The organism is Staphylococcus sp. HMSC65H10, assembly GCF_001839185.1.
Classification (GTDB): domain Bacteria; phylum Bacillota; class Bacilli; order Staphylococcales; family Staphylococcaceae; genus Staphylococcus; species Staphylococcus simulans.
In genome coordinates this window covers 19,600-41,077 of the sequence record NZ_KV840334.1, presented here as the reverse complement: position 1 = coordinate 41,077, position 21,478 = coordinate 19,600, and the positions used below count along the sequence as shown (strand labels likewise).

23 protein-coding genes are annotated in these 21,478 nt (G+C 37.2%); 17 read left to right on the top strand and 6 right to left on the bottom strand.

Translation table 11 applies throughout. The features are described 5' to 3' along the window. Positions 1 to 497: 497 nt before the first annotated feature. From pxpB to xylB, 7 genes are all read left to right on the top strand, one after another. On the top strand, positions 498 to 1,229 hold the full coding sequence (gene pxpB, locus HMPREF3270_RS05495) for a 5-oxoprolinase subunit PxpB (protein ID WP_070848937.1): 732 nt from the start codon (positions 498 to 500) through the stop codon (positions 1,227 to 1,229). Further along, positions 1,219 to 2,226 carry a 5-oxoprolinase subunit C family protein gene (locus HMPREF3270_RS05490; RefSeq protein ID WP_070848939.1) on the top strand — a complete coding sequence of 336 codons (1,008 nt, stop codon included), beginning with the start codon at positions 1,219 to 1,221 and terminating at the stop codon, positions 2,224 to 2,226. Before pxpB ends, HMPREF3270_RS05490 begins: the two co-directional genes overlap by 11 nt. Before the next feature lie 2 nt (positions 2,227 to 2,228). Continuing rightward, entirely contained in the window at positions 2,229 to 2,672 is a 444-nt protein-coding gene (locus HMPREF3270_RS05485) for an acetyl-CoA carboxylase biotin carboxyl carrier protein (protein WP_070625329.1), read from the top strand. A 17-nt stretch (positions 2,673 to 2,689) separates the two neighbouring features. Then, on the top strand, positions 2,690 to 4,054 hold the full coding sequence (locus tag HMPREF3270_RS05480; protein WP_002479875.1) for an acetyl-CoA carboxylase biotin carboxylase subunit: 1,365 nt from the start codon (positions 2,690 to 2,692) through the stop codon (positions 4,052 to 4,054). Continuing rightward, positions 4,051 to 4,809, top strand: coding sequence for a 5-oxoprolinase subunit PxpA (gene pxpA / locus HMPREF3270_RS05475; RefSeq protein ID WP_057510028.1), 759 nt, complete (start codon positions 4,051 to 4,053; stop codon positions 4,807 to 4,809). The genes HMPREF3270_RS05480 and pxpA overlap by 4 nt, the downstream gene beginning before the upstream one ends. Before the next feature lie 3 nt (positions 4,810 to 4,812). Further along, on the top strand, positions 4,813 to 6,042 hold the full coding sequence (locus HMPREF3270_RS05470; RefSeq protein ID WP_002479873.1) for an NRAMP family divalent metal transporter: 1,230 nt from the start codon (positions 4,813 to 4,815) through the stop codon (positions 6,040 to 6,042). Positions 6,043 to 6,266: 224 nt separating this feature from the next. After that, positions 6,267 to 7,763, top strand: coding sequence for a xylulokinase (gene xylB, locus HMPREF3270_RS05465; RefSeq protein WP_070848941.1), 1,497 nt, complete (start codon positions 6,267 to 6,269; stop codon positions 7,761 to 7,763). Between the two features lie 66 nt (positions 7,764 to 7,829). Here the strand turns inward: xylB and HMPREF3270_RS05460 are convergent, their stop codons facing one another. Further along, positions 7,830 to 8,009: a VraH family peptide resistance protein gene (locus HMPREF3270_RS05460; RefSeq protein ID WP_002479871.1), complete on the bottom strand. Its 180-nt coding sequence runs from the start codon at positions 8,007 to 8,009 to the stop codon at positions 7,830 to 7,832. A 114-nt stretch (positions 8,010 to 8,123) separates the two neighbouring features. Between HMPREF3270_RS05460 and HMPREF3270_RS05455 the strand changes: the two genes are divergently transcribed. The 3 genes from HMPREF3270_RS05455 to HMPREF3270_RS14175 all read left to right on the top strand — a co-directional run bounded on the left by HMPREF3270_RS05455 (position 8,124) and on the right by HMPREF3270_RS14175 (position 9,413). Beyond that, a complete protein-coding gene (locus HMPREF3270_RS05455; RefSeq protein ID WP_070848943.1) occupies positions 8,124 to 8,705 on the top strand; it encodes a GNAT family N-acetyltransferase in 582 nt (193 codons plus the stop codon). Between the two features lie 97 nt (positions 8,706 to 8,802). Beyond that, entirely contained in the window at positions 8,803 to 9,027 is a 225-nt protein-coding gene (locus HMPREF3270_RS14180; protein WP_256324349.1) for a metallophosphoesterase, read from the top strand. Beyond that, entirely contained in the window at positions 9,024 to 9,413 is a 390-nt protein-coding gene (locus tag HMPREF3270_RS14175; RefSeq protein WP_256324348.1) for a metallophosphoesterase family protein, read from the top strand. The genes HMPREF3270_RS14180 and HMPREF3270_RS14175 overlap by 4 nt, the downstream gene beginning before the upstream one ends. Before the next feature lie 51 nt (positions 9,414 to 9,464). Here HMPREF3270_RS14175 and HMPREF3270_RS05445 read toward each other — a convergent pair whose 3' ends face one another. From HMPREF3270_RS05445 to HMPREF3270_RS05435, 3 genes are read right to left on the bottom strand one after another with little or no spacing between them, the layout of a single operon-like run. Beyond that, positions 9,465 to 9,644, bottom strand: a complete 180-nt coding sequence (locus tag HMPREF3270_RS05445; protein WP_002479867.1) for a FeoB-associated Cys-rich membrane protein — start codon at positions 9,642 to 9,644, stop codon at positions 9,465 to 9,467. Between the two features lie 12 nt (positions 9,645 to 9,656). Further along, the gene (gene feoB / locus HMPREF3270_RS05440; protein ID WP_023015504.1) at positions 9,657 to 11,651 is read right to left on the bottom strand and encodes a ferrous iron transport protein B; all 1,995 of its coding nucleotides are present in this window, start codon (positions 11,649 to 11,651) and stop codon (positions 9,657 to 9,659) included. Beyond that, complete coding sequence (locus HMPREF3270_RS05435; RefSeq protein ID WP_002479865.1) at positions 11,644 to 11,880, bottom strand: FeoA family protein; 237 nt, start codon at positions 11,878 to 11,880, stop codon at positions 11,644 to 11,646. Before HMPREF3270_RS05435 ends, feoB begins: the two co-directional genes overlap by 8 nt. 790 nt (positions 11,881 to 12,670) lie before the next feature. On the opposite strand from HMPREF3270_RS05435, the gene HMPREF3270_RS05430 reads away from it, so the two are divergent. The 6 genes from HMPREF3270_RS05430 (at position 12,671) to HMPREF3270_RS05405 (ending at position 18,891) form a co-directional block, all read left to right on the top strand. Continuing rightward, on the top strand, positions 12,671 to 13,369 hold the full coding sequence (locus HMPREF3270_RS05430) for a YveK family protein (RefSeq protein WP_002479864.1): 699 nt from the start codon (positions 12,671 to 12,673) through the stop codon (positions 13,367 to 13,369). 144 nt (positions 13,370 to 13,513) lie between these two features. Further along, complete coding sequence (locus HMPREF3270_RS05425) at positions 13,514 to 15,394, top strand: polysaccharide biosynthesis protein (protein WP_023015502.1); 1,881 nt, start codon at positions 13,514 to 13,516, stop codon at positions 15,392 to 15,394. A gap of 219 nt (positions 15,395 to 15,613) precedes the next feature. Then, entirely contained in the window at positions 15,614 to 16,480 is an 867-nt protein-coding gene (gene galU, locus HMPREF3270_RS05420; RefSeq protein ID WP_002479862.1) for a UTP--glucose-1-phosphate uridylyltransferase GalU, read from the top strand. Positions 16,481 to 16,628: 148 nt separating this feature from the next. After that, the gene (locus tag HMPREF3270_RS05415) at positions 16,629 to 17,051 is read left to right on the top strand and encodes a universal stress protein (RefSeq protein WP_002479861.1); all 423 of its coding nucleotides are present in this window, start codon (positions 16,629 to 16,631) and stop codon (positions 17,049 to 17,051) included. Positions 17,052 to 17,162: 111 nt separating this feature from the next. Next, the gene (locus tag HMPREF3270_RS05410; RefSeq protein WP_002479860.1) at positions 17,163 to 18,077 is read left to right on the top strand and encodes a DUF5996 family protein; all 915 of its coding nucleotides are present in this window, start codon (positions 17,163 to 17,165) and stop codon (positions 18,075 to 18,077) included. 73 nt (positions 18,078 to 18,150) lie between these two features. Beyond that, positions 18,151 to 18,891 (top strand): epoxyqueuosine reductase QueH, encoded by a 741-nt coding sequence (locus HMPREF3270_RS05405; protein WP_070848945.1) that lies wholly within the window; start codon positions 18,151 to 18,153, stop codon positions 18,889 to 18,891. Between the two features lie 63 nt (positions 18,892 to 18,954). On the opposite strand, the gene HMPREF3270_RS05400 is transcribed toward HMPREF3270_RS05405, so the two are convergent. After that, the gene (locus tag HMPREF3270_RS05400) at positions 18,955 to 19,413 is read right to left on the bottom strand and encodes a DUF3021 domain-containing protein (protein WP_057510022.1); all 459 of its coding nucleotides are present in this window, start codon (positions 19,411 to 19,413) and stop codon (positions 18,955 to 18,957) included. Next, on the bottom strand, positions 19,410 to 19,850 hold the full coding sequence (locus tag HMPREF3270_RS05395; RefSeq protein ID WP_002479857.1) for a LytTR family DNA-binding domain-containing protein: 441 nt from the start codon (positions 19,848 to 19,850) through the stop codon (positions 19,410 to 19,412). Before HMPREF3270_RS05395 ends, HMPREF3270_RS05400 begins: the two co-directional genes overlap by 4 nt. A gap of 1,241 nt (positions 19,851 to 21,091) precedes the next feature. Here HMPREF3270_RS05395 and HMPREF3270_RS05390 point away from each other — a divergent pair. Next, positions 21,092 to 21,463, top strand: a complete 372-nt coding sequence (locus HMPREF3270_RS05390; RefSeq protein WP_002479856.1) for a DUF488 domain-containing protein — start codon at positions 21,092 to 21,094, stop codon at positions 21,461 to 21,463. The last annotated feature ends 15 nt before the right edge of the window (positions 21,464 to 21,478 follow it).

The window sequence follows — 21,478 nt, the reverse complement described above, 5'->3', positions numbered from 1 at the left end:
CTGACAAATAAAATCAGAAATTTAATAGGATTGTAATATCGTCTAAACCCTGTTGTACCATTGGATATTAAATTAAACACAATTCGAAGTGTAAAATTATAGCAAAAAAAGTCTTTTACTTAGGCAACAAATGTATTATATTAAAACAATACGCATGAAAAGGTTTTCATCTAAATTGTCAGAAAACTTATGAAAATGGCGATAAAAGGCATGATTTCATATTATTAAAATTTCTTATAGAATTTGAGTTGTGATTTTAATACCCAAGTTAATCGATACGGATGGGGCATAAATGTTATAATTAAATTTGTTGGCCGTTTTTAAAACGGTTACAATTTTCAAAAGTATCTTAACAACTGAAGAGATAACAGTGTTAAACATATAAAGACTGCCCGAGCTGAAGCTGAGTTTCAGTTTGTGCAGTCACATTCTTAAACAAAGGAAAGAACGTCTGGATAGATGTTCAGTATTACCTAACACAAAGGGGAGGCAAAACAATGGATTACCAAATTATCAGTGAACAAGCTATCTTAGTTCGCTTTGAACCACAGATTGCACCTGAGACATTCAAGAAAGTCCAACAACTTGTGGTTTATTTGGAACGCCAAGATCATGAAGCGATTAAAGAGATTGTACCGTCTTATCGTGCAGTGATGATTCACTTCGATGATCATAAGATTCATGCGAAAGCATTAATCGAAGACTTGAAGCTTGATACGCTCGATGTAAGTGATATTGAGACGTCAGAAAGCTCCAAAGTGGTACGTATTCCAGTCATTTATGGAGGAAAATACGGACCTGATATTGAAGAAGTCGCTAAGCTTAATGATTTAACAGTTGAAGATGTGATTCAATTACATACAGAACCAACTTATTTAATTTATATGCTAGGATTTATGCCTGGTTTCCCATATCTTGGTGGATTAGATGAGCGTCTGTATACACCAAGAAGGGATGAACCAAGAGTACGTATTGATGCTGGCTCTGTCGGCATTGCGAAAAACCAAACTGGTTTGTATCCGCAAGATTCGCCAGGTGGTTGGCAAATCATCGGACGTACACCTTTAGATGTGTTCGACTTGGACCGTGAACCAATGACACTTTATGAAGCGGGAGATCGTATTGAATTCTATCAAATCTCACAAGAGACGTATGATGAGATTATCGCACAGAAAAACGATCCTGATTTTGATATAGAAAGATGGGTGACTGTTCAAGATGAGCATTAGAATTATTAAACCAGGACTATTCTCAACAATTCAAGATATCGGACGTTATGGTTACCAAAAAGAAGGTTTCTCTAGTGCAGGTGCATTAGATAGATATAGTTACCGTTTAGGTACACAATTAATCGGTAATGAAGGTCCGGCAATCGAAGCAACTATTATCGGACCGACATTACAATTCTTAGAAGATAATACTGTAGTTATTACAGGCGCAGAATTTAAAGCAACATTGAATGGTGATCCGATTTCCCACCAAACGGTTGTACAAGTATATAAAGGTGATGTACTCGCATTAAACGCCGCAATTACAGGCGCAAGAGGTTATTTACACTTCGGTCATCCGATTGACGTACCTGAAGTTGCAGGAAGTTATGCGACGCATACACGTACTAAAATGGGTGGTTTCCATGGCCGTGCATTAAGAAAAGATGATATGATTCCGGTTCATTATAATAATGATTACCGTCGTCATGTCGGTTATACGAGCGATTTAGATTTAATCCATGAAGGGACAGATGCGATCAGAGTTGTGGAAGGCCCGCAATATGATAGCTTCCCTGATGCTAGCCATGAAGGGTTAGTGTCAGAACCTTTTGAGATTTCTGAACAATCGGATCGTATGGGCTTTCGTTTGAAGGGTGCTTCTATTCCGCCGACTGACAGTGCAGATATTATTTCTGAACCTGTTGCACTCGGCAGTGTACAAGTACCGAATGATGGTAACCCGATTGTATTGATGAATGATAAACAAACAGTCGGCGGTTACACTAAGATTGCGACAGTCTGCCAGTCAGACTTAAGTGTCTTAGCACAAAAACAACCCGGTCAAAAAGTGAACTTTGAGTGGGTAACTGTGGAAGAAGCCATTCAACATTTAGATGATTATAATAAAGGTTTCGAAGCTTCATTAGAAGCAATAGTAAAAGAACCGTTGTTTGACATGAGGGAAATGAGAACAACATCAAAACGTATTAGCGAATTACTAGAGGGGGATGAATAGAAATGAAATTAGAAGAAATCAAAGATTTAATTAACTTAGTTAAAGAGAACAAGGTGAACAAGTTCAAATATAAAGATGAGGCACATGAAATTGAATTAGATTTTTCATCACCGCAACAAACACAACCAGCGACACAAATTCAAAATCAAGCAACATCTAATCCAGCACCAGAAGCGGCTCAAGAACCACAAGCTGATAACCCAGCATCTGGTGAAACAGTGAATGCGCCAATGGTCGGCACATTCTTCTTGCAAGATACAAAAGAATTAACTGAACCGATTGTGAAAGTCGGAGACAAAATTAAAAAAGGCGATGTTATCGGTTATATCGAAGCAATGAAAGTCATGAATGAAGTAACTAGTGAAGTAGAAGGCGAAGTTACAGATATCTTAGTTGATCATGGCACAAATGTAGAATATGACCAAGCACTGATTGAAGTTAAGTAAAGGGGTGAGAAATTATCATGTATCGTTGTTTAATTGCGAATAGAGGAGAAATCGCTGTACGTATTATTCGTGCCTGCCGTGAAGTGGGCGTTGAAACAGTAGCCGTATATGCGAAAGGAGACGAAAAGAGTCTGCATGTCAGTTTAGCAGACCAAGCCATTTGTATTGGCGAAGCGAATCCGCTTGATAGCTATTTAAATATTAATCGTATTATTGCAGCAGCAGAAATTACAGGTGCCAATGCAATCCATCCAGGTTATGGTTTCTTATCAGAAAGCCCTAACTTTGCGCAAAAAGTAGAAGAAAATGATATCTACTTTATTGGACCGACAAAACGTACGATGGAAATGATGGGTGATAAAATCACTGCACGTCAAACAGTTGAATCTGCCGATGTGCCGATTATCCCAGGTTCTATCGGTGCGGTACATTCCGTGGATGAAATTAAAGAAATTGCTAAAGATATCGGTTATCCAGTCGTATTAAAAGCTGCAAGCGGCGGTGGCGGTAAAGGTATCCGTATCGTTAAAGAACCAGAACATTTAGAGAAAGCTTTTAAAGAAGCACAAAGTGAAGGTAAAAAATACTTCGATGATGATCGTATTTACGTTGAAGCATTTATTCCAGTTGCGAAACACGTAGAAGTACAAGTTATCGGTGACGGTAAAGAAAATTATGTACACTTAGGTGAACGTGACTGTTCAGTACAACGTAAAAACCAAAAATTAATCGAAGAATCACCATGTGCAGCACTATCAGAAGAAAAGCGTCAAAAGATTTGTGAAGACGCGGTTAAAGTTGCGCAAGCATCTAATTACCGTAGTGCAGGTACAATCGAGTTCTTAGTGACTGATGATGCATATTACTTCATCGAAATGAACGCACGTATCCAAGTAGAACATACTGTCACAGAAATGCGTGCTGACAGAGATTTATTACAAGCACAACTTTACTTAATGAAACATGGAGAACTGCCATTCAGCCAAGATGATATTCACTTCACTGGCCACGTGATTGAAGCACGTATCAACGCAGAAAATCCAGAACGTAAATTCCAACCTTCACCGGGTAAAGTCAAAGCATTACATTTACCACAAGGTTTCAATGTACGTGTCGATTCATTATTGTATCCAGGTTATGTCGTGTCACCTTACTATGATTCACTTGTCGCAAAAGTGATTGTCAAAGGTGCAAACCGTACGCATGCGATTGAGAAATTAAAAGCAACACTTGATGAAATGGTCATTGACGGTTTCTCAACAACGGCTGATTTCTTGTATGCGGTATTATCATATCCAGCATACGCTGATGGTGATGCTAAAGATGTCGATATTAAATTCTTAGACCGTCATCAAATTACTAAGGGGGCTGCTTTAACATGAAAATAGATTTGAATTGTGATTTAGGCGAAGCATTCGGTAATTATTCATTCGGTGGAGATCATCAAATTATTCCTTTGATTACCTCCGCAAACATTGCCTGCGGATTCCACGCAGGCGATGAAAATGTAATGTATGAAACTGTGAAACTTGCGAAAGAAAACGGTGTGGGCATCGGTGCACACCCAGGCTTCCATGATATTCAAGGTTTCGGACGCCGTAATATGGATTTATCACCTGATGAGATTTATACCTTGGTTGCATACCAAATTGGTGCTTTATCAGCGTTTTGCCGTATTCACGATGTCAAAATCAATCATGTTAAACCTCATGGTGCCTTATATAACATGGGTGCGCGTGACAAAGATATTGCACACGCAATTGCACAAGCAGTATATGACGTGGACCCATCACTAATTTTAGTGGGCTTATCTAATACATTATTAGTATCAGAAGCCGAAGCAGTCGGTTTGAAAGCCGCAAATGAAGTATTCGCAGACAGACGTTATGAAGAAAACGGTCAACTAGTAAGCCGTAAAGAAGCTGACGCTGTGTTAACGGATACGGATGAAGCGATTGAACAGGTTGTGAAGATGGTTAAAGAAAACAAAGTCATTGCGAAAACAGGAAAAGAAATTGAGCTTAAAGCAGATACAATTTGTGTGCATGGCGATGGCGCGCATGCATTGGAATTCGTATCGAAAATACGAGAAAGACTAACGAAAGAAGGTATTTCGATTACGAAATTAGGGGGTTAATCTATGGGAGAAAACAAACAAAACAAACCGGAGTTCCAGTTCACTAAGGAACATAAGAGACTGTTATTAGGGTCAGTCTTCTTAATGGCGACATCAGCCATCGGTCCGGCGTTCTTAACACAAACAGCGGTTTTCACACAACAATTCGCCGCAAGTTTCGCGTTTGCGATCTTATTATCTATCATTATTGATATCGGAGCGCAAATCAATATTTGGCGTATCTTGGTTGTGACAGGCTTACGTGGACAAGAAATCGCGAACAAAATGGTTAAAGGGTTAGGGACCTTCATTTCCATTTTAGTTGCGATCGGTGGTCTGGCCTTCAATATCGGTAACGTCGCAGGAGCCGGTTTAGGTTTAAATGCGATTTTCGGTATTGATGTAAAATGGGGTGCCGCAATTACAGCCATTTTAGCAATTGGCGTATTCATTAGTAAGAGCGGTCAAAAAGTGATGGACTTCGTAACGATGATCTTAGGGGTAATGATGATTGGTATTACAGCATATGTAATGGTGAAATCAAATCCACCATACTTAGAAGCTGCAGAGAAAATGGTTATGCCTGAACATCCAGGTGCTTTAGTATTACCGATTATCACATTAATTGGTGGTACTGTGGGTGGTTATATCACATTCGCAGGTGCACACAGAATCTTGGATTCAGGAATCAAAGGGAAAGACTATCTTCCGTTTGTTAACCATTCAGCGATTGCTGGTATCTTAACAACAGGTGTCATGCGTGGTTTATTATTCTTAGCTGTATTAGGTGTGGTTGTTACAGGTGTGACATTAAACCCTGAAAACCCGCCAGCATCAGTATTCGAACACGCACTTGGACCAATTGGTAAGAATATCTTCGGTATCGTATTATTCGCAGCTGCCTTATCATCAGTAATCGGCTCAGCGTACACAAGTGCAACATTCTTGAAAACGTTAAGCAAATCATTGATGAAACGCAGTAATATCATTGTGATTGTGTTCATCGTTGTTTCAACGATTACATTCTTATTAATCGGTAAACCAGTTAAATTATTAATCATCGCAGGTGCGTTGAACGGTTTAATCTTACCGATTACATTAGGTGTTATTTTAATCGCAAGTAAGAAAAAGTCAATTGTCGGCGATTACAAACATCCAACATGGATGTTAATGTTCGGTGTACTTGCTGTACTCGTAACAATCGTAACAGGATTCTTATCATTCCAAGGTTTAGCGGATTTATGGAATTCTTAATAACATCAATCAAAGACACACGAGCAAACTTTGCTCGTGTGCTTTTTTGAGTAATAAGGTATGTGAGGTTTCTAGCATACCGATGTATACATAATAAAGATAAATTTAGTATAAAGGATATATATTTATATAAATGAAAACGCTATACTATAACTAATGAGATAAAAAGTAATACTTGATTCATCAAAATACTCGTATTTAATCGTTTGGAAAGGATGATTTACATGACAACAGAAGCGGTAATCGGCATCGATTTAGGAACGAGCGCAATTAAACTGATTGCGGTCGATCGCTTAGGCAATGTACTCGGCACACAAAGTGAACCGCTCAAACTTTATCACGACTATCCAGGTTATTCAGAACAAGCACCAGAAGAATGGGTGGCAGCTGCAGTAAATGGGCTCCATCATTTATTAGCACAACCAGTATTATCAGATGTTTCGATTGAAGGTCTTTCATTTTCAGGTCAAATGCATGGACTTGTTATTGTAGATCAGGCAGGTCAACCATTAAGACGTGCAATTTTATGGAACGATACACGTACGACTCCTCAATGTGAACAAATCAAAGCGAAGTATGGTGATCAAGTTCTTGGTAACCCTGTGGTCGAAGGATTTACACTGACTAAACTCTTATGGGTACAACAACATGAACCGGATTTATTTAAACAAATTGATACGTTTATGTTGCCGAAAGACTTTTTACGCTTTGCGTTAACAGGTGTATTGCACACAGAGTATTCAGATGCGGCTGCAACGATGTTATTAAATCCACAAACTAAGACATGGGATAAAGCGTTAGGGGCTTCGTTTGATATTCCAGACCATATTTATCCAGACTTAGTTGAATCACACGCACAAGTCGGTGTATTAAAAGCCGAGTTACAACAACAATTGTCTCTTAATAAACCTGTACCTGTTTTTGCGGGCGGAGCAGACAATGCATGTGCAGCGTTAGGCTCAGGCGTGATTCATCCTGATGATGCGATTTGTAGTATCGGTACATCAGGTGTGTTATTAATTTGCGAACCTGTCGGAGAATCAGAAGGCTATGGTCATAAAATTCATTTGATGAATCATGCGGTACCGGATGTTAACTATTTAATGGGTGTGACGTTAAGTGCAGGCTATAGTTTGAGTTGGTTTAAACGTGAATTTTATCCTGAAGATGATTTCACCACTTTAATGAAAGATGTCGAAGCCTCTCAAATTGGTGCACACGGTTTAATCTTTACACCTTATCTAGTTGGAGAGCGTACACCGCATGGTGATGCGTCAATTCGAGGCAGCTTTATTGGTATTACAGGCAATCATACACGTGGTGATTTTGGACGTGCAGTGGTAGAGGGTATTACGTATTCTTTATATGATTCATTAGTATACTTACGTAGTATTGGACGCAATGTGACTAAGATTGTCTCAACAGGTGGCGGTGCTAAGAGTGATTTCTGGCTCCAACTTCAAGCAGATGTCTTCAACACTGAAATCTATAAGTTGAAACATGAAGAAGGACCAAGTATGGGTGCAGCAATGTTAGCAGCATACAGCTTAAGCTGGTATGATTCATTGAAAGATTGTGCAGAAGCCTTTATTCATTATTCAAAAGTGTTCCAACCTGATTTAAAACGTCATCAGACGTATGAAGCATACTTTGAAATTTACCAACAAGCCTATCAAGCTACACGTCATCTCACAAGTGACTTGTTAGCACTTCAAAAATAAATAAAAATCCCTTGAGTACTTTAATAAAGTGTCTCAAGGGATTTCTTTACATAGCGTCTATCAAAATTATTTACCGTTTTTCTCTAAATAGTAACCAATCCAAGCGCCTAATGGAAGACCGATAATTGGTGTTGTGATCGCACTTAACACAATGGCAGAAACAATCATGATAATACCGTTTTTAGAACCAAAGCGCATATGTTTGATTGTTTCTACAACATCTTCTACATATTCCTTGAATGACATAGGATGACCTCCTTTTAGAATTATTATTTAGTTAATTTCAATTTAAATATAACATTTTTGAATGAAAAAGCGTAAGAATGTGAATAATCCAGATTAGAAGAGAGGAGAGTAGAGATGCAGTTTGAGTACTTAACAGAAACAACAGAACGGTTAGAAGTCAAACCAATGAATACAGAAGATTATGAGCAATGGGTAAAAGGTTATGCAGGTCGAGCCATGCCTCAAAGTCCTTTTGATGAAGGTTGTTTAGAGATATCTCATTACTCTAAAGCGTGGTTTCAGCGTTTGATTGTACAACAACAAGCGCTTATTCAATCAGATGATACTTATGTCTTTGGTGTATTTCGCAAAGCTGATGGTGTACATCTCGGCAACTTCAATTTAGTAACGTTAGCACGTCAACATTTTCAATGGGCAGAATGCGGTTATGCGATTCATAATCAATTTTGGCGTCAAGGTTATGCGTATGAAGCTTTTACAGCCATATTTAAAATCGCTAAGCGTTTAAAATATCATCGACTAGAAGCCCATGTACATCCAGGTAATCATGCCTCTATCGCCTTATTGAAGAAGTGCGGTTTTGAGTATGAATGTACCAGAACACAATTTATTTTTGAGAACGGGGAATGGACAGATCGTCTGGTTTATTATATCAACTTGAATGATACACCACCGCTTCACTCAACCTCTTTCTAACTTTACAAAAATTTAAAAAACAATTCGGCAGTTTTTCGCTATACTAAAAACAAGCAAACAAAATAGAGAGAACACGATAAAGGAGGCATGCATCATCATGAAAGGCAGACTACTCGTCTCATCAGATATTCATGGACATAAAGAAGCACTCGCAACCTTACTTGCTTATGTAGATTATAATCCTAAACGTGATCAGCTGGTTTTGTTAGGGGATTATGTCAATCATGGACCTGATTCTGATGGGACCCTTAAAATGGTACAACAGTTACATCGTGAAGGTGCGATTGTTTTATTAGGCGCAATCATGATGTACGCTGGATGAAGTCAAAAGAAAAAGAGAAACGCAAATGGAAAGCTGTCTTAAAACAATTCGACAGTATGGCACATATTGGGGATTACTTATTTGTTCATGCAGGAGTTAACCCTGAGAAGTGTTTATCCAAACAAAAATTAAAAGAAGTATCTGGGTTTGAACCGCCCGCAAAATTATCGCGAAAAATTAAAGGAAAATGTGTCGTACATGGTCATGTGCCGACGAAACGATTAGGGGTTAAACAACATCGTATTCACGTCGCAGACCATACGATTGATATCGATACAGGCGCAGGACACGGTAAACGTTTATCACTCGTAGATTTAACACATCAACACGTCTGTGCGGTAGAAGTCGGTCGACTCAAGAAAATTTATGAATATAGCTATGCATAAAAAATAAACCTAAAGGTTGTCGGCCTTTAGGTTTTATTTATATTAGTAAATTTATGATGAGTGATGTTGTTGATGTTTTTTCATTTCTTTAGGCATTGAATGACCACAACCTTTGTTGATGTCGCAAGCTGCGCATTTGCCTTGTTTTGATTTTTTGAAGAAGCGGACGATTGTAAAGGCCGCATATCCAAATATCAATAAAAAGATGACAAGATTAATGAGTAGTGTCATAAATAATTCCTCCTAGAAAAAGAGTTGGCTAGATTGGTAGAACACAAATGCTAGGAGATAGGCAATCGCAATCGGATAAAGCGTTGCGATAATCGTCCATTTCCAAGACACTGTTTCTTTTCTGATGGCTGCGACAGTGGACAAACATGGAATGTACAATAAGATAAATAACATAAACGCATACGCTGATGCGGGTGTGAAATGACTCGCAATCATATTTGTTAAACCTTGGCTGTCTACGGCGTAAATAATCGCCATTGCGCTGACAACGACTTCTTTAGCTAAGAAGCCAGGGATTAATGTAGCACCCGCTTGCCATGAACTGAATCCTAAAGGAATCAATAATGGCGCAATCGCTGCACCGATTAAGTGTAAGAAACTATGGTCAACATCAACGCCAAAGCCAGTTGGACCTGCATAGTTTAATAACCAAATAACGACTGATCCACCGAAGATAAATGTACCTGCTTTTTTCACAAAGCCTTTTGCTTTTTCCCATGTACTACGCCAAAGTGTTTTTGCTGATGGTAAACGATAAGGTGGTAATTCAATCACAAAAACTGAGTTTTCCTTTTTCAAAATTGTTTTTGTCATCACAAAGCTGACAATTAATGCGACGACAATACCAATCACGTATAAACTTAACACGATGAGTGCTTGGTGTGTTTGGAAGAAAACACCTACAAATAATGCGTATACAGGTAAACGCGCTGAACATGACATGAATGGTGTAATTAAGATTGTTGTTAAACGCTCTTTCTCTTGTTCAATAGAACGCGTTGCCATGACACCTGGAACATTACAACCAAAACCAATAATCATTGGGATAAATGATTTACCATTAAGACCTAAGCCTTCCATGACTTTATCCATAATCAAGGCAATACGTGCCATATAACCTGAATCCTCTAATACTGAAATAAAGAAGAATAGAATTAAGATTTGCGGTACGAAAACTAAGACAGCACCGACACCTGCGATAATCCCATCTGTAATCAAATCTTTCATGAATGGGAAGAGTCCAATCGCATCCATTCCTTGGTTGACCCAATCTGTAAAGGTACCGCCGATAAATTCATCTAATTTATCTGACAGCGGGGTACCGATCCATGAGAAGGTCGCTTGGAAAATCAGCCACATGATACCTAAAAAGATAGGGATACCTAAAATCTTATTTGTTAAAATTTTGTCGATACGGTCAGTCAAATATTGTTTTTTCTTATCTTGATGCGTAATGACATCTTCAATAAGTGTATCGATAAACTCAGTACGTGAACGACGCATACTATCCACGATTGAAATATCTAATTGTTCAGCAAGATGATTACGGATTTGACGTAAATCTTCATGATGATGTGCACTGATATAGTGTTCAATGGCTGGATTGCCCAGTAAATATTGAACAGCGATAAAACGATGGCGTTTCTCAGGTAATTCTAAATGATGTTTTAAATAATGTTGTATTTCAGATAAGGCGTGTTCGACTTTATGCTCGTATGGAATTTTCAATGGTTGTGATGTAGATAAAGTTTCTTCTTTCAAGAGTTCTAAGATGCTATCGATACCTTGGCCGCTTCTCGCCACAATCGGCAAGATCGGCAACTTCAAACGACGCATCAATAAATTACGATTGATTTGGATGCCGCGTTTCTCTGCGACATCGCCCATATTTAAACAAAGTAATAAAGGTGCCCCGAATTCCATCAATTGTGTCGTTAATAATAAATTACGTTTTAATTGTACTGCGTCGACAATGTTGATGATTTTTGAAAATTCATCGTGCAGTAAATAATCTGTCACGACTGTTTCATCTTTCGAAATCGGTAATAAGTCATAAATACCAGGTAAATCGACCAGATCTCCTTGCTTATCTGATAAAATACCGACTTTCTTTTCAACGGTCACACCGCTCCAGTTGCCGACATATTCATATGAACCTGTCAGGGCATTGAACAGTGTGGTTTTGCCGACATTCGGATTGCCGACAATACAATAGGTATTAGACATGCGCTTGCTCCAATGTGATTTTACATGCATCACAATGTCTGATGCCGATACATTGTCCGTCCATTTCTAATGTGCATGGACCTTTCATAAAGAATTTCTGACGTACTTTAATTTTGCTTCCGACTGTAAAACCAAGTGCGCTTAAGCGATGTGCTAGCATTGTATTATCGAAGTTCATGTTGATGATTTTATAAGTTAAACCTTTTTTGGCGTTTGCTGCGTCTACCATACGGGACACCTCTCTCGTTTATTACTAATTGATAACTATTATCATTGATATTTTACACTAAAAAGAAGATGACTACAATATAAAGTTTAAAAGTTATTTCGAACATTATTTGAACAGTGTTACATTTTTTGTTTGTTTCAAACAAACTGAGTATGTGTATGAACCTTTACAAAATTTTGAAAATGGATTGTCAAGCCTATTGCCTTTTAAGTTTGTTGTATATTATAATCAATCTTGTTAACAAACATTTTGTCATCATAATAATGATAGAAATGATTTTTTTGTTTTAGGCACAAATTTTAGTGCGATTATTTATTCCTCATCTTAGAACATCTCCAACTCGCAACGAAAAAGCTAGGCTGTTTATGTAAGAATAGACAGTTGCTTAAACTTCATGACCACGCATGTAGACATGCGTTATTTTCAAATGATGCATTTTTTTATTCCATTAACCTAAAATTAATTTAACACTTGATCATGCACGCTTATGCATATCTTAGTTGTTTTTGTGACTTCAATGTTTAATGCATTTAATGTTAAGCAAGTATGAAGCTATTTTTGCGTTTCTTTAGGTTTATTGTATACTTTGTTGTTTCTGTCGTTAATTGCGATTTAAGAATGTTAATTACATGTAAAACTTATGCAACAATTCAATTAATGTGAATTAATTTATTTTGTTTTCCTTTATAATGGTTATCAAACGGTCGGAATTTGTTGTGTAAGTTAAAATAACTTTAACGTTTCTGACATGTATCATTCAATTTCCGCATTACGGAGGTAACGAAGCAATATGGAAGAAAATAATAGTTTTGATTTTTCAAATGTATGGAGGATAATCAAGCGTTACTTAAAGTGGTTGATTATTTTTCCTATTGCAGGTCTGATTTTAAGCGTGCTGTTAACAGCACTTATAGCACAACCAAAATATGAAGCAACTTCACAAGTATTGATTGAAAAAAGTGATAAAGGCGATTTGACGATGGCTGAGAAATACCAAGCTGATTCTCAAATTGTGGCTACATATACTGATATTGCGAAAAGCCCACGTGTCTTAGGCAAAGTGGCAGAAGAGATTGGAAAAGATGAAGATGCGAAATCCATCACTGAGAAGGTAGAAGTGAACAACCAACCGAATTCTCAAGTATTGAACTTTACCGCAACGGCTAATAGTGAGAAAGATGCGGTGAAAATCGCAGATACTGCTGCTGAAGTACTTAAAGAAGAGGTCAATGCAATATCACCAGATGGCGGTATTGAAATTCTTTCTAAATCCAAAGATGATGTGAAAGAAATTTCATCAAGCATTGCTAAAAATGCATTTATAGGGTTGGTCGCAGGCTTTATTATCGCAGTTATTTTAATCTTAATCCGAGAGTTCTTAAATCAATCAAAAAGTTCTTCAAAACCAAATACACATCAGACACAACATACACAACAACGTAGACGTACAAAACGAGAAGATTTAACACAAGATGACTTTGAACGCTAAGATAAGCGCAAGTCTTGCAGCAAGAATCTGAGAGGAACAGCGGGTTGGGACAGGTAAGCTTCCCAACCTTTTCCATTTCATTTAGAAATAACATAAACATTACACCGAGAGTAAACAGAGATCAATTAATTGAGGTGAAATAAAGTGTCAAAAATTTCCGCAAGACAGCAGCGACTGATATTACTATTGTTTATTGATTCAATCATTGTTGCTTTTTCTGTCTTTTTGAGTTATTTAATTCTTGAACCGTATTTCCGCGGTTATTCTTTATCATTGTTAATTTTATCATCACTGGTATTGCTGTTTTCTCATCACATCTTTGCCAGTGTATTCAACTTATACCACCGGGCTTGGGAATATGCGAGTGTCAATGAAATGATTGTCATAGTTAAAGCGGTCACATGTTCGATGGCCATGACCGTTTTAATCGTACCGTTCTTTACACATGAAGGTCCGTTTTTGAGATTATACTTCATCACATGGATGATGCATGTGTTATTAATCGGGGGCTCTCGTTTATCATGGCGTTTATTTAGAAGAACACTGGTACGTAAAGGCGTTAAACGTAAGAATACATTAGTTATCGGCGCTGGTGAAGGCGGTTCAATGTTGATTAACCAAATGTTGAAACGTCCGACTATGGGCATGGAACCTGTTGTAGTCGTGGATGATGATCCAAAGAAACAAAAGTTGACGATTACAGAAGGAGTTAAAGTTCAAGGTACTATTGAAGATATCCCAGATTTAGTTAATAAATATCGTATTAAAAATATCATTATTGCGATACCAACGTTAACACAACAGCGCTTAAGAGAAATTAATAGTATTTGTGAAAACACACAAGCGACTGTTTTGAAAATGCCGAACATTGAAGAAGTTATGTCAGGTAAATTAGAAGTCAGCCAATTAAAGAAAGTGGAAGTTGAAGATTTACTTGGACGTGATCCTGTAGAGTTGGACATGGAAATGATTTCAAAAGAATTAACACATCAAACGATTATGGTTACAGGTGCCGGCGGTTCAATCGGTTCTGAAATTTGTCGACAAGTGTGTCGTTTTGCACCCGCACGTATTATTTTGTTAGGACATGGTGAAAACAGTATTTACTTAATTCACCAAGAACTTCAAAAACAATACGGCGATCAAATTGATATCGTACCTGTTATCGCTGATATTCAAGACCGTTCACGCTTATTTAAAATCGTCAGTCATTACCAACCATATGTGGTTTACCATGCAGCTGCACATAAACATGTGCCGATGATGGAATATAACCCAAGTGAAGCGATTAAAAATAACGTAATCGGAACAAAAAATGTGGCTGAAGCAGCGCGAGAAGCGAGAGTATCTAAGTTCGTTATGATTTCTACAGATAAAGCAGTGAATCCGCCGAATGTGATGGGTGCGTCTAAACGTGCCGCTGAAATGATTGTACAAAGTATGAATGAAGAAAACAGTCATACGAACTTTGTGGCAGTAAGATTCGGTAATGTATTAGGTTCACGTGGTTCTGTTATCCCATTATTCAAGAAACAAATTGAAGCGGGCGGTCCGATTACCGTGACACACCCTGAAATTACACGTTACTTTATGACAATCCCTGAAGCAGCACGTCTGGTATTACAAGCAGGTGCGATTGCGGATGGCGGTGAAGTCTTCGTATTAGATATGGGAGAACCTGTTAAAATCGTAGATCTTGCGAAAAACCTAATTCGCTTAAGCGGTTATAGAGATGGAGACATTGAAATCAAATTCACAGGTCTCAGACCTGGTGAAAAGTTATATGAAGAGTTGCTTGATGAAGACGAAATCCATCCAGAACAAGTTTATGAAAAAATCTACCGCGGTAAAGTAGAAGAAATGAAAAATGAAGATGTCCTACGTATTTTAGATGAGATTATTCATAGTAAGGACTATAAACAAAAATTAATTGATCTTGCGAATCATCGCTATGACATTAACAATAAACCACAAAAAGATGATGAAGGGAACACTGACATCCCTCCCTTTCGTCTAATCAAATAACACCTCAACTAAGCATCTGATGAAAATCAGGTGCTTTTGTTAAAAGTTGACTATTACACGATAAAACCCTAATATTATCAGTGATGTAAACGTTACAATTTGTGATGAAATCACAGTTTGAAGATAAAGAGATGAACGTTTTAAATGTGGCTGTTTAAAAGACAAGTCAAGGTATAATCTTGATAATTTCAGACCACCTGATGAAAAAGGAGATATTGTATGACTAAGATTAAAAAAGCAGTAATTCCCGCAGCAGGCCTAGGAACACGTTTCCTACCAGCAACAAAAGCGATGCCGAAAGAAATGTTGCCGATTTTAGATAAGCCGACGATTCAATATATCGTTGAAGAAGCCTATCGCGCAGGAATTGAAGACATTATTATTGTGACAGGTAAACACAAACGTGCCATTGAAGATCACTTTGATAATCAAGTTGAACTTGAAAACAACTTAAGAGAAAAAGGCAAAACAGATTTATTAGAGAAAGTGCAACGCTCTACACACTTAGCCAACGTATTTTATGTCCGTCAGCGTGAACAAAAAGGTTTAGGCCATGCGATTTGGACAGCAAGACAATTCATCGGTAATGAACCATTCGCTGTGTTACTTGGTGATGATATTGTGGAATCTGATACACCAGCGATTAAACAATTAATGGATGTTTATGATGAAACAGGCAAATCTGTCATCGGTGTACAAACAGTGCCAGAAAAGGAAACACACCGTTATGGTATTGTGAAACCTGAGAAGCAAAATGGGCGTTTGTATGAAGTGGAAAAATTCGTCGAAAAACCAGCGCCAGGGACAGCACCATCAAACCTTGCGATTATGGGGCGTTATGTCTTAACACCTGAAATATTCGATTATTTATCTACGCAAGATAAAGGCAGCGGCGGCGAAATTCAATTAACAGATGCGATTGAACGCTTGAATCATGACGATGAAGTGTTTGCGTATGATTTTGAAGGACATCGTTTTGATGTTGGAGAGAAAATCGGTTTCGTTAAAACGACGATTGCTTATGCATTAAAAGATGATGAAATGAAAGAAGAAATCAAATCATATATCCAATCTTTAGATTTATAAGCCATAATTTATAACAGAGGATGTTTATTCGCATCTTCTGTTTTTTTTATGCACAAAATAGGAAGTTTCCGTTATAGATTAATAACTTAGGGTATATTAATAATGAATAGGTTAATACTAAACTTTATCAAGAAAGAAGTGAAGTTGTATGTATAATAATATTTTAGTACCGTATGATTTCGGTAATGCGTTCAACAATGTACCAGACCAATTAGAAGCTTTAACAAGAGGAAATGATCAAGCCAAAATCACTGTGTATCATGTGATTTCTGAAACTGAATTAGCAAACTATGTACGTTATCAAAACAAACACTTTGAAGAAGTGACAAAAGAAAAAGAAGTCGACATGAAACCATTTATACAAATCCTTGAAGATAAAGGCATGAACTATGAAATTGTCTTTACAACAGGTAGTCCGACAATTGAAATTTTAGATGAGTTAGAGAAAAATCATTATGATATCGTTGTGATGAGTAACAAACGTTCTCGTATTGAAATTAAACACGTACTTGGCCATGTGACTCATAAAGTCGCAAAACGTTCTAATACGCCAGTATTAATCGTTAAGTAAATCTATAACATGGTCTTTGAATAGATATAACAGATAGAAACCGCTTCGGCGGTTTCTTTTACATTTCTCTGATAAAAAGGGGTAGAGGTAAGAAAAAGAGGAGGTATTTCCATGGAAATCTTAAAGTATCAAGATTGGAAAGAAGAGCATCAAACATTACATTTAATTGCGCAAATACTAGGTAAATATAAATTAGCGTGTGCTTATCAAGCACCTCAATGGGAACATGTAGTCTTAAATATTACACCTGAAGGCTTTACGACAGGGATGTTGTATTTTGGTGAAAAATATTTCTCAATCAGCGTGAACGTATTAGACGATCAAATCGAAGTGCGTGTGAATGAAGATATGACAACCTTCCCACTACAAGATGGTAAAACAGTTCAAGACTACTACAAACAAATCACAGGAACAGTTAAAGAGTTTGATATTGAAGTTGACATTAATCCAGAACCTCAAGAATTGGCAGATAAAACACCATTTGATGAAGATACGAAACATCACCATTATGACCATGATAAAGCAGTGAAAGCTATCCAACTCTTTCAGTATGCGAATCGTGCATTAGAACGCTTTGTGCACCCTTTACGTGCACGTGTAGAAGGTCCTGGTTTATTCTGGGGAACATTCGATGTATCAACATTAGTGGTGTATAACGAAATGCATGAAACATTCAAACCACGCCAAGTGATTGAATATGGTTGTTTCGATGAACGTTTTGTAGAATTTGGTTTCTGGTTCGGTGATGATAACTTTGAAGGACCTACTTTCTTCGTCTTACCTTATCCATTCGTAGATGCTGACTTTACGTATGAAGGTACATTACCAGAAGGCGCTTATTTCAGTAAACAATTAACAGAATTTGTTTATGAGTTACAACGCGGTGATTTAGATGAATTAGATACGATAGATGAAACATTTAAACGCGGCTTTGAAATCTTTACTGAGCACCAAGGTTGGGAAGACACGTCACATTATACGATTCCATTGAATATGCCGAAGAATAATGTATCAGACCATGAGTAATAGCACATCCATGATAATTCCGTTATAATAAACGCACATATAAATTCTCAACTAAGAAGGAGCGAAGACATCCATGATTGAAATGGACGGCATTGTAGCCAAAATGAAAAATCAAAAGATCAATTACGATAGAGTCTTAAAGAAAATGATACAGCAATGGGAGTGCTCAGAGGAACGTCCTAAAATCTTATTGCACAGTTGTTGTGCGCCTTGTAGTACGTATGTGTTAGAGTTTTTGACACAGTATGCGGATGTGGCGATTTATTTTGCGAACCCGAATATTCATCCAAAGAAAGAATATGAACGCCGTGCGTATGTACAAGAAGCATTTATTAAAGATTTCAATGAACGTAATGGGACAAATGTCCGCTATATCGAAGCCCCTTACAAGCCGCATGAATTTATGAAGATGGCGAAAGAACGTGGTGTGACAGATGAACCAGAAGGCGGCTTACGTTGTACGGCATGTTTTGAAATGCGTTTGGACATGGTGGCAGAAGCGGCTGTCAAATATGGTTATGATTATTTCGGCAGCGCATTAACATTATCGCCAAAGAAAAATGCGCAGTTGATTAATGAAATAGGATCTGAAGTTCAAAAATTATATGATGTTAATTATTTACCGAGTGATTTCAAAAAGAATAAAGGCTATGAACGTTCTTTAGAAATGTGTCGAGACTATAATATTTATCGTCAATGTTATTGTGGCTGTGTTTTTGCGGCACAAGCACAAGGGATTGACTTTAAAGAAGTGAATAAAGCAGCCCAAGCTTTCTTTGATGAGCTTGAGCACAATGAAACTACACAATCATAAATCAATTAAGCTCCCGATGAGGCAGGCACTGATACAGTGAATCCTTTATCGGGAGCTTTTTATTTATTTGAGTTTGTGATTAATCTCATTGACTAAGCGTTTATTCTTAATATAGTTGATGATCCAAATCATACTGTAGATGAAGAGGAAGATGAGTGTAAATACCAAGATATTTAATAAATCGAGCGGGAACCATCCAGCTAACATCGCAAGCGGTAAGAATCCAACATAACAGAGTACTAAATGGACGAGTGTTGTTTTAAGCAAGCTCCAATCTGTTTTATAATAAATCATTTCAGCGAGTGTGAAGAGTACACCAATTAATCCCCATATGATGACACATACGAACATGGTCATCACTTCAGAAAGATGTGTATGATAGTACATTCCCATTGTTGAAACGGGTGATAAGGGTTCGTATTGACCTTGCGCAAAAATAAACGAGAAGATAAGAGACATTGTGATACCTATCGTTATGCCAACCATAAAACCGATACATAATTGTTTAATCATATGTTTCATTGGAATAACCTCGCTTTCAATTGTTTTAAATAACGTCGTGAGGAATAAGTTGCTTCACCATGTTTCATTTCGATATGAATCATACCGTTTTTACTTAAGCTTAAGTGCTTAATATTATGCATGTTAATGATTTCTGATTGTGAGATTCTGATGAAATCCTTTGGCAAGGATTGTTCTAGCTGATAAAAGCGCTGTTGAATGTGCAGACGATGCGATGTTGTATAGGCGAAGAGTTTGCGCTGTTCTGAACGGATGTAGAGGAAATCTTCTATGGGGAAGCGGTATGTTTTATCATTTTCTTTGCCTGTTAAAGTTTGAATGGTTGATGTTTGTTGTGCAGCTTGTATAATCGCATCGACTGTTTTGGAATGTTCGTGTGCGTAGATATCAACATATTCTTCAGGATAAGTCGGATCAAAATAGGAATTGATTTTCATGAGCACTCGCTCCTCTCTTTAATTCTATTAAAGCAGAGCTTGATGATTATGAGAATAGTTTTGATACATGTGGTATCAAGGAGACGACAAGTGGTTAAAAAGCAAAAAAGAGAGAAGGTCTGGGGAAACCTTCTCTCCATTACAGTGATTTTAGAAATGAAGGGGAATCATTTCTAGTACTTGTAATAACAATATCAATTTTTAAGGAGTTTACTCATTGTTCAATACACTCAGGGGAAAGTGTATTGAGACTAACCATTTAGTATATTTCTATCAGAGTTCATCAATATGATTGGTTATCATTCTTATTACTTACTTTGCCTACAATTTTTAAGGAGTGGATTGAGCATGTATGACATGCAGACGTTGAATCCTCTGTCATCCAATCTATCTGTTTCATGAATGCTCAACTTTTGAATATACCTACGACTCATTTTTAGAGATAAGCTCGTGCATTCGATTCATATTATCGGGGCACATCATTCCTTACAGCCGCTTACGAAAGTTGGGAGTATACTAAGTAAATGGTTGGGGAGCCACTTACTTTAAAATGCAGCTGTTTTGAAATTTTGTTGTTAACTTGATGTATCAGGGGAAACACATCAAAGTTTAATATGATTCGAATATGTCAGCATCGAAATTAGGATGGGGTAATCCTGTCTTCGTTTTCGCTTATATGAGCAACTCACCTCCTGAAATATACTAAAATTGATACATGTTTCTTTAGGATGCGGGGAACATCTTTAAAGAAATATGCAGCAACATGACAGAAATCCTACCACGGTGTTCCTGCCAATGACATTTCTAGGTTGTTGTTCTGAGATGTACTCGTTCACTGTAAAGCGTCGCATTATCGTAAAATAATGCCGCCAAATTAAAATATTAAATAGATAGCGTTGTTTAAAGCGCTCATCTATCTGTTGTTCGTGTCTCAGGGGTCTCTTGAACAACATTATCGCTTGAAACAACTTTGTTATCTATTTCACATACTACAATAACATGAGTTGTGATTAAAATCACTATAAATGGTGCATAACTTTTTAGAGTTGTGACGTTATTGTGAAACTGTACAGTTTACTGTTGTACTATGTAAGCGCTGTACCACCACAGAATGATTGTATACAATACGGAATATTGTGTTTCTTCCTATTAAAATAAGAAATGAGCGTCGTTTGTGTATATAGGACAAGGGTATAATAAATATAAAGCGTTGATTATTGTTTGAAAGGAAGGATGCTTGTATGGCAATCAAAGTAAAACGCATTTATGATGACAAAGCAGAAGACGATGGTGTACGTGTATTAGTGGATCGAGTTTGGCCACGTGGTATTTCAAAAGAAAATGCGAATTTGGATGAATGGTTAAAAAATATCGGACCGACAAAAGAATTAAGAGAGTGGTTCAACCATGATGCAGATAAGTTCGAAGACTTTAAAAAGAAATATATCAAAGAACTTGAAAACAATGATGAACAAAATGAAGAACTCAAAACATTAGAAGGCATGGTTAAAGATGCACGTAAAGATGTGATTATTCTATTTGGTGCTAAAGATGAAAAACATAATCAAGCTGTTGTTTTACAATCTTATTTGAAAGATCAAGGATACAAGTAACGTTAAATTAACCAG

Bases quoted from the DNA above. Each gene is read 5' to 3' on its own strand.
- pxpB (WP_070848937.1), top strand. From the start codon at position 498: ATGGATTACCAAATTATCAGTGAACAAGCTATCTTAGTTCGCTTTGAA.
- HMPREF3270_RS05490 (WP_070848939.1), top strand. From the start codon at position 1,219: ATGAGCATTAGAATTATTAAACCAGGACTATTCTCAACAATTCAAGAT.
- HMPREF3270_RS05485 (WP_070625329.1), top strand. From the start codon at position 2,229: ATGAAATTAGAAGAAATCAAAGATTTAATTAACTTAGTTAAAGAGAAC.
- HMPREF3270_RS05480 (WP_002479875.1), top strand. From the start codon at position 2,690: ATGTATCGTTGTTTAATTGCGAATAGAGGAGAAATCGCTGTACGTATT.
- pxpA (WP_057510028.1), top strand. From the start codon at position 4,051: ATGAAAATAGATTTGAATTGTGATTTAGGCGAAGCATTCGGTAATTAT.
- HMPREF3270_RS05470 (WP_002479873.1), top strand. From the start codon at position 4,813: ATGGGAGAAAACAAACAAAACAAACCGGAGTTCCAGTTCACTAAGGAA.
- xylB (WP_070848941.1), top strand. From the start codon at position 6,267: ATGACAACAGAAGCGGTAATCGGCATCGATTTAGGAACGAGCGCAATT.
- HMPREF3270_RS05460 (WP_002479871.1), bottom strand. From the start codon at position 8,009: ATGTCATTCAAGGAATATGTAGAAGATGTTGTAGAAACAATCAAACAT.
- HMPREF3270_RS05455 (WP_070848943.1), top strand. From the start codon at position 8,124: ATGCAGTTTGAGTACTTAACAGAAACAACAGAACGGTTAGAAGTCAAA.
- HMPREF3270_RS14180 (WP_256324349.1), top strand. From the start codon at position 8,803: ATGAAAGGCAGACTACTCGTCTCATCAGATATTCATGGACATAAAGAA.
- HMPREF3270_RS14175 (WP_256324348.1), top strand. From the start codon at position 9,024: ATGAAGTCAAAAGAAAAAGAGAAACGCAAATGGAAAGCTGTCTTAAAA.
- HMPREF3270_RS05445 (WP_002479867.1), bottom strand. From the start codon at position 9,644: ATGACACTACTCATTAATCTTGTCATCTTTTTATTGATATTTGGATAT.
- feoB (WP_023015504.1), bottom strand. From the start codon at position 11,651: ATGTCTAATACCTATTGTATTGTCGGCAATCCGAATGTCGGCAAAACC.
- HMPREF3270_RS05435 (WP_002479865.1), bottom strand. From the start codon at position 11,880: ATGGTAGACGCAGCAAACGCCAAAAAAGGTTTAACTTATAAAATCATC.
- HMPREF3270_RS05430 (WP_002479864.1), top strand. From the start codon at position 12,671: ATGGAAGAAAATAATAGTTTTGATTTTTCAAATGTATGGAGGATAATC.
- galU (WP_002479862.1), top strand. From the start codon at position 15,614: ATGACTAAGATTAAAAAAGCAGTAATTCCCGCAGCAGGCCTAGGAACA.
- HMPREF3270_RS05415 (WP_002479861.1), top strand. From the start codon at position 16,629: ATGTATAATAATATTTTAGTACCGTATGATTTCGGTAATGCGTTCAAC.
- HMPREF3270_RS05410 (WP_002479860.1), top strand. From the start codon at position 17,163: ATGGAAATCTTAAAGTATCAAGATTGGAAAGAAGAGCATCAAACATTA.
- HMPREF3270_RS05405 (WP_070848945.1), top strand. From the start codon at position 18,151: ATGATTGAAATGGACGGCATTGTAGCCAAAATGAAAAATCAAAAGATC.
- HMPREF3270_RS05400 (WP_057510022.1), bottom strand. From the start codon at position 19,413: ATGAAACATATGATTAAACAATTATGTATCGGTTTTATGGTTGGCATA.
- HMPREF3270_RS05395 (WP_002479857.1), bottom strand. From the start codon at position 19,850: ATGAAAATCAATTCCTATTTTGATCCGACTTATCCTGAAGAATATGTT.
- HMPREF3270_RS05390 (WP_002479856.1), top strand. From the start codon at position 21,092: ATGGCAATCAAAGTAAAACGCATTTATGATGACAAAGCAGAAGACGAT.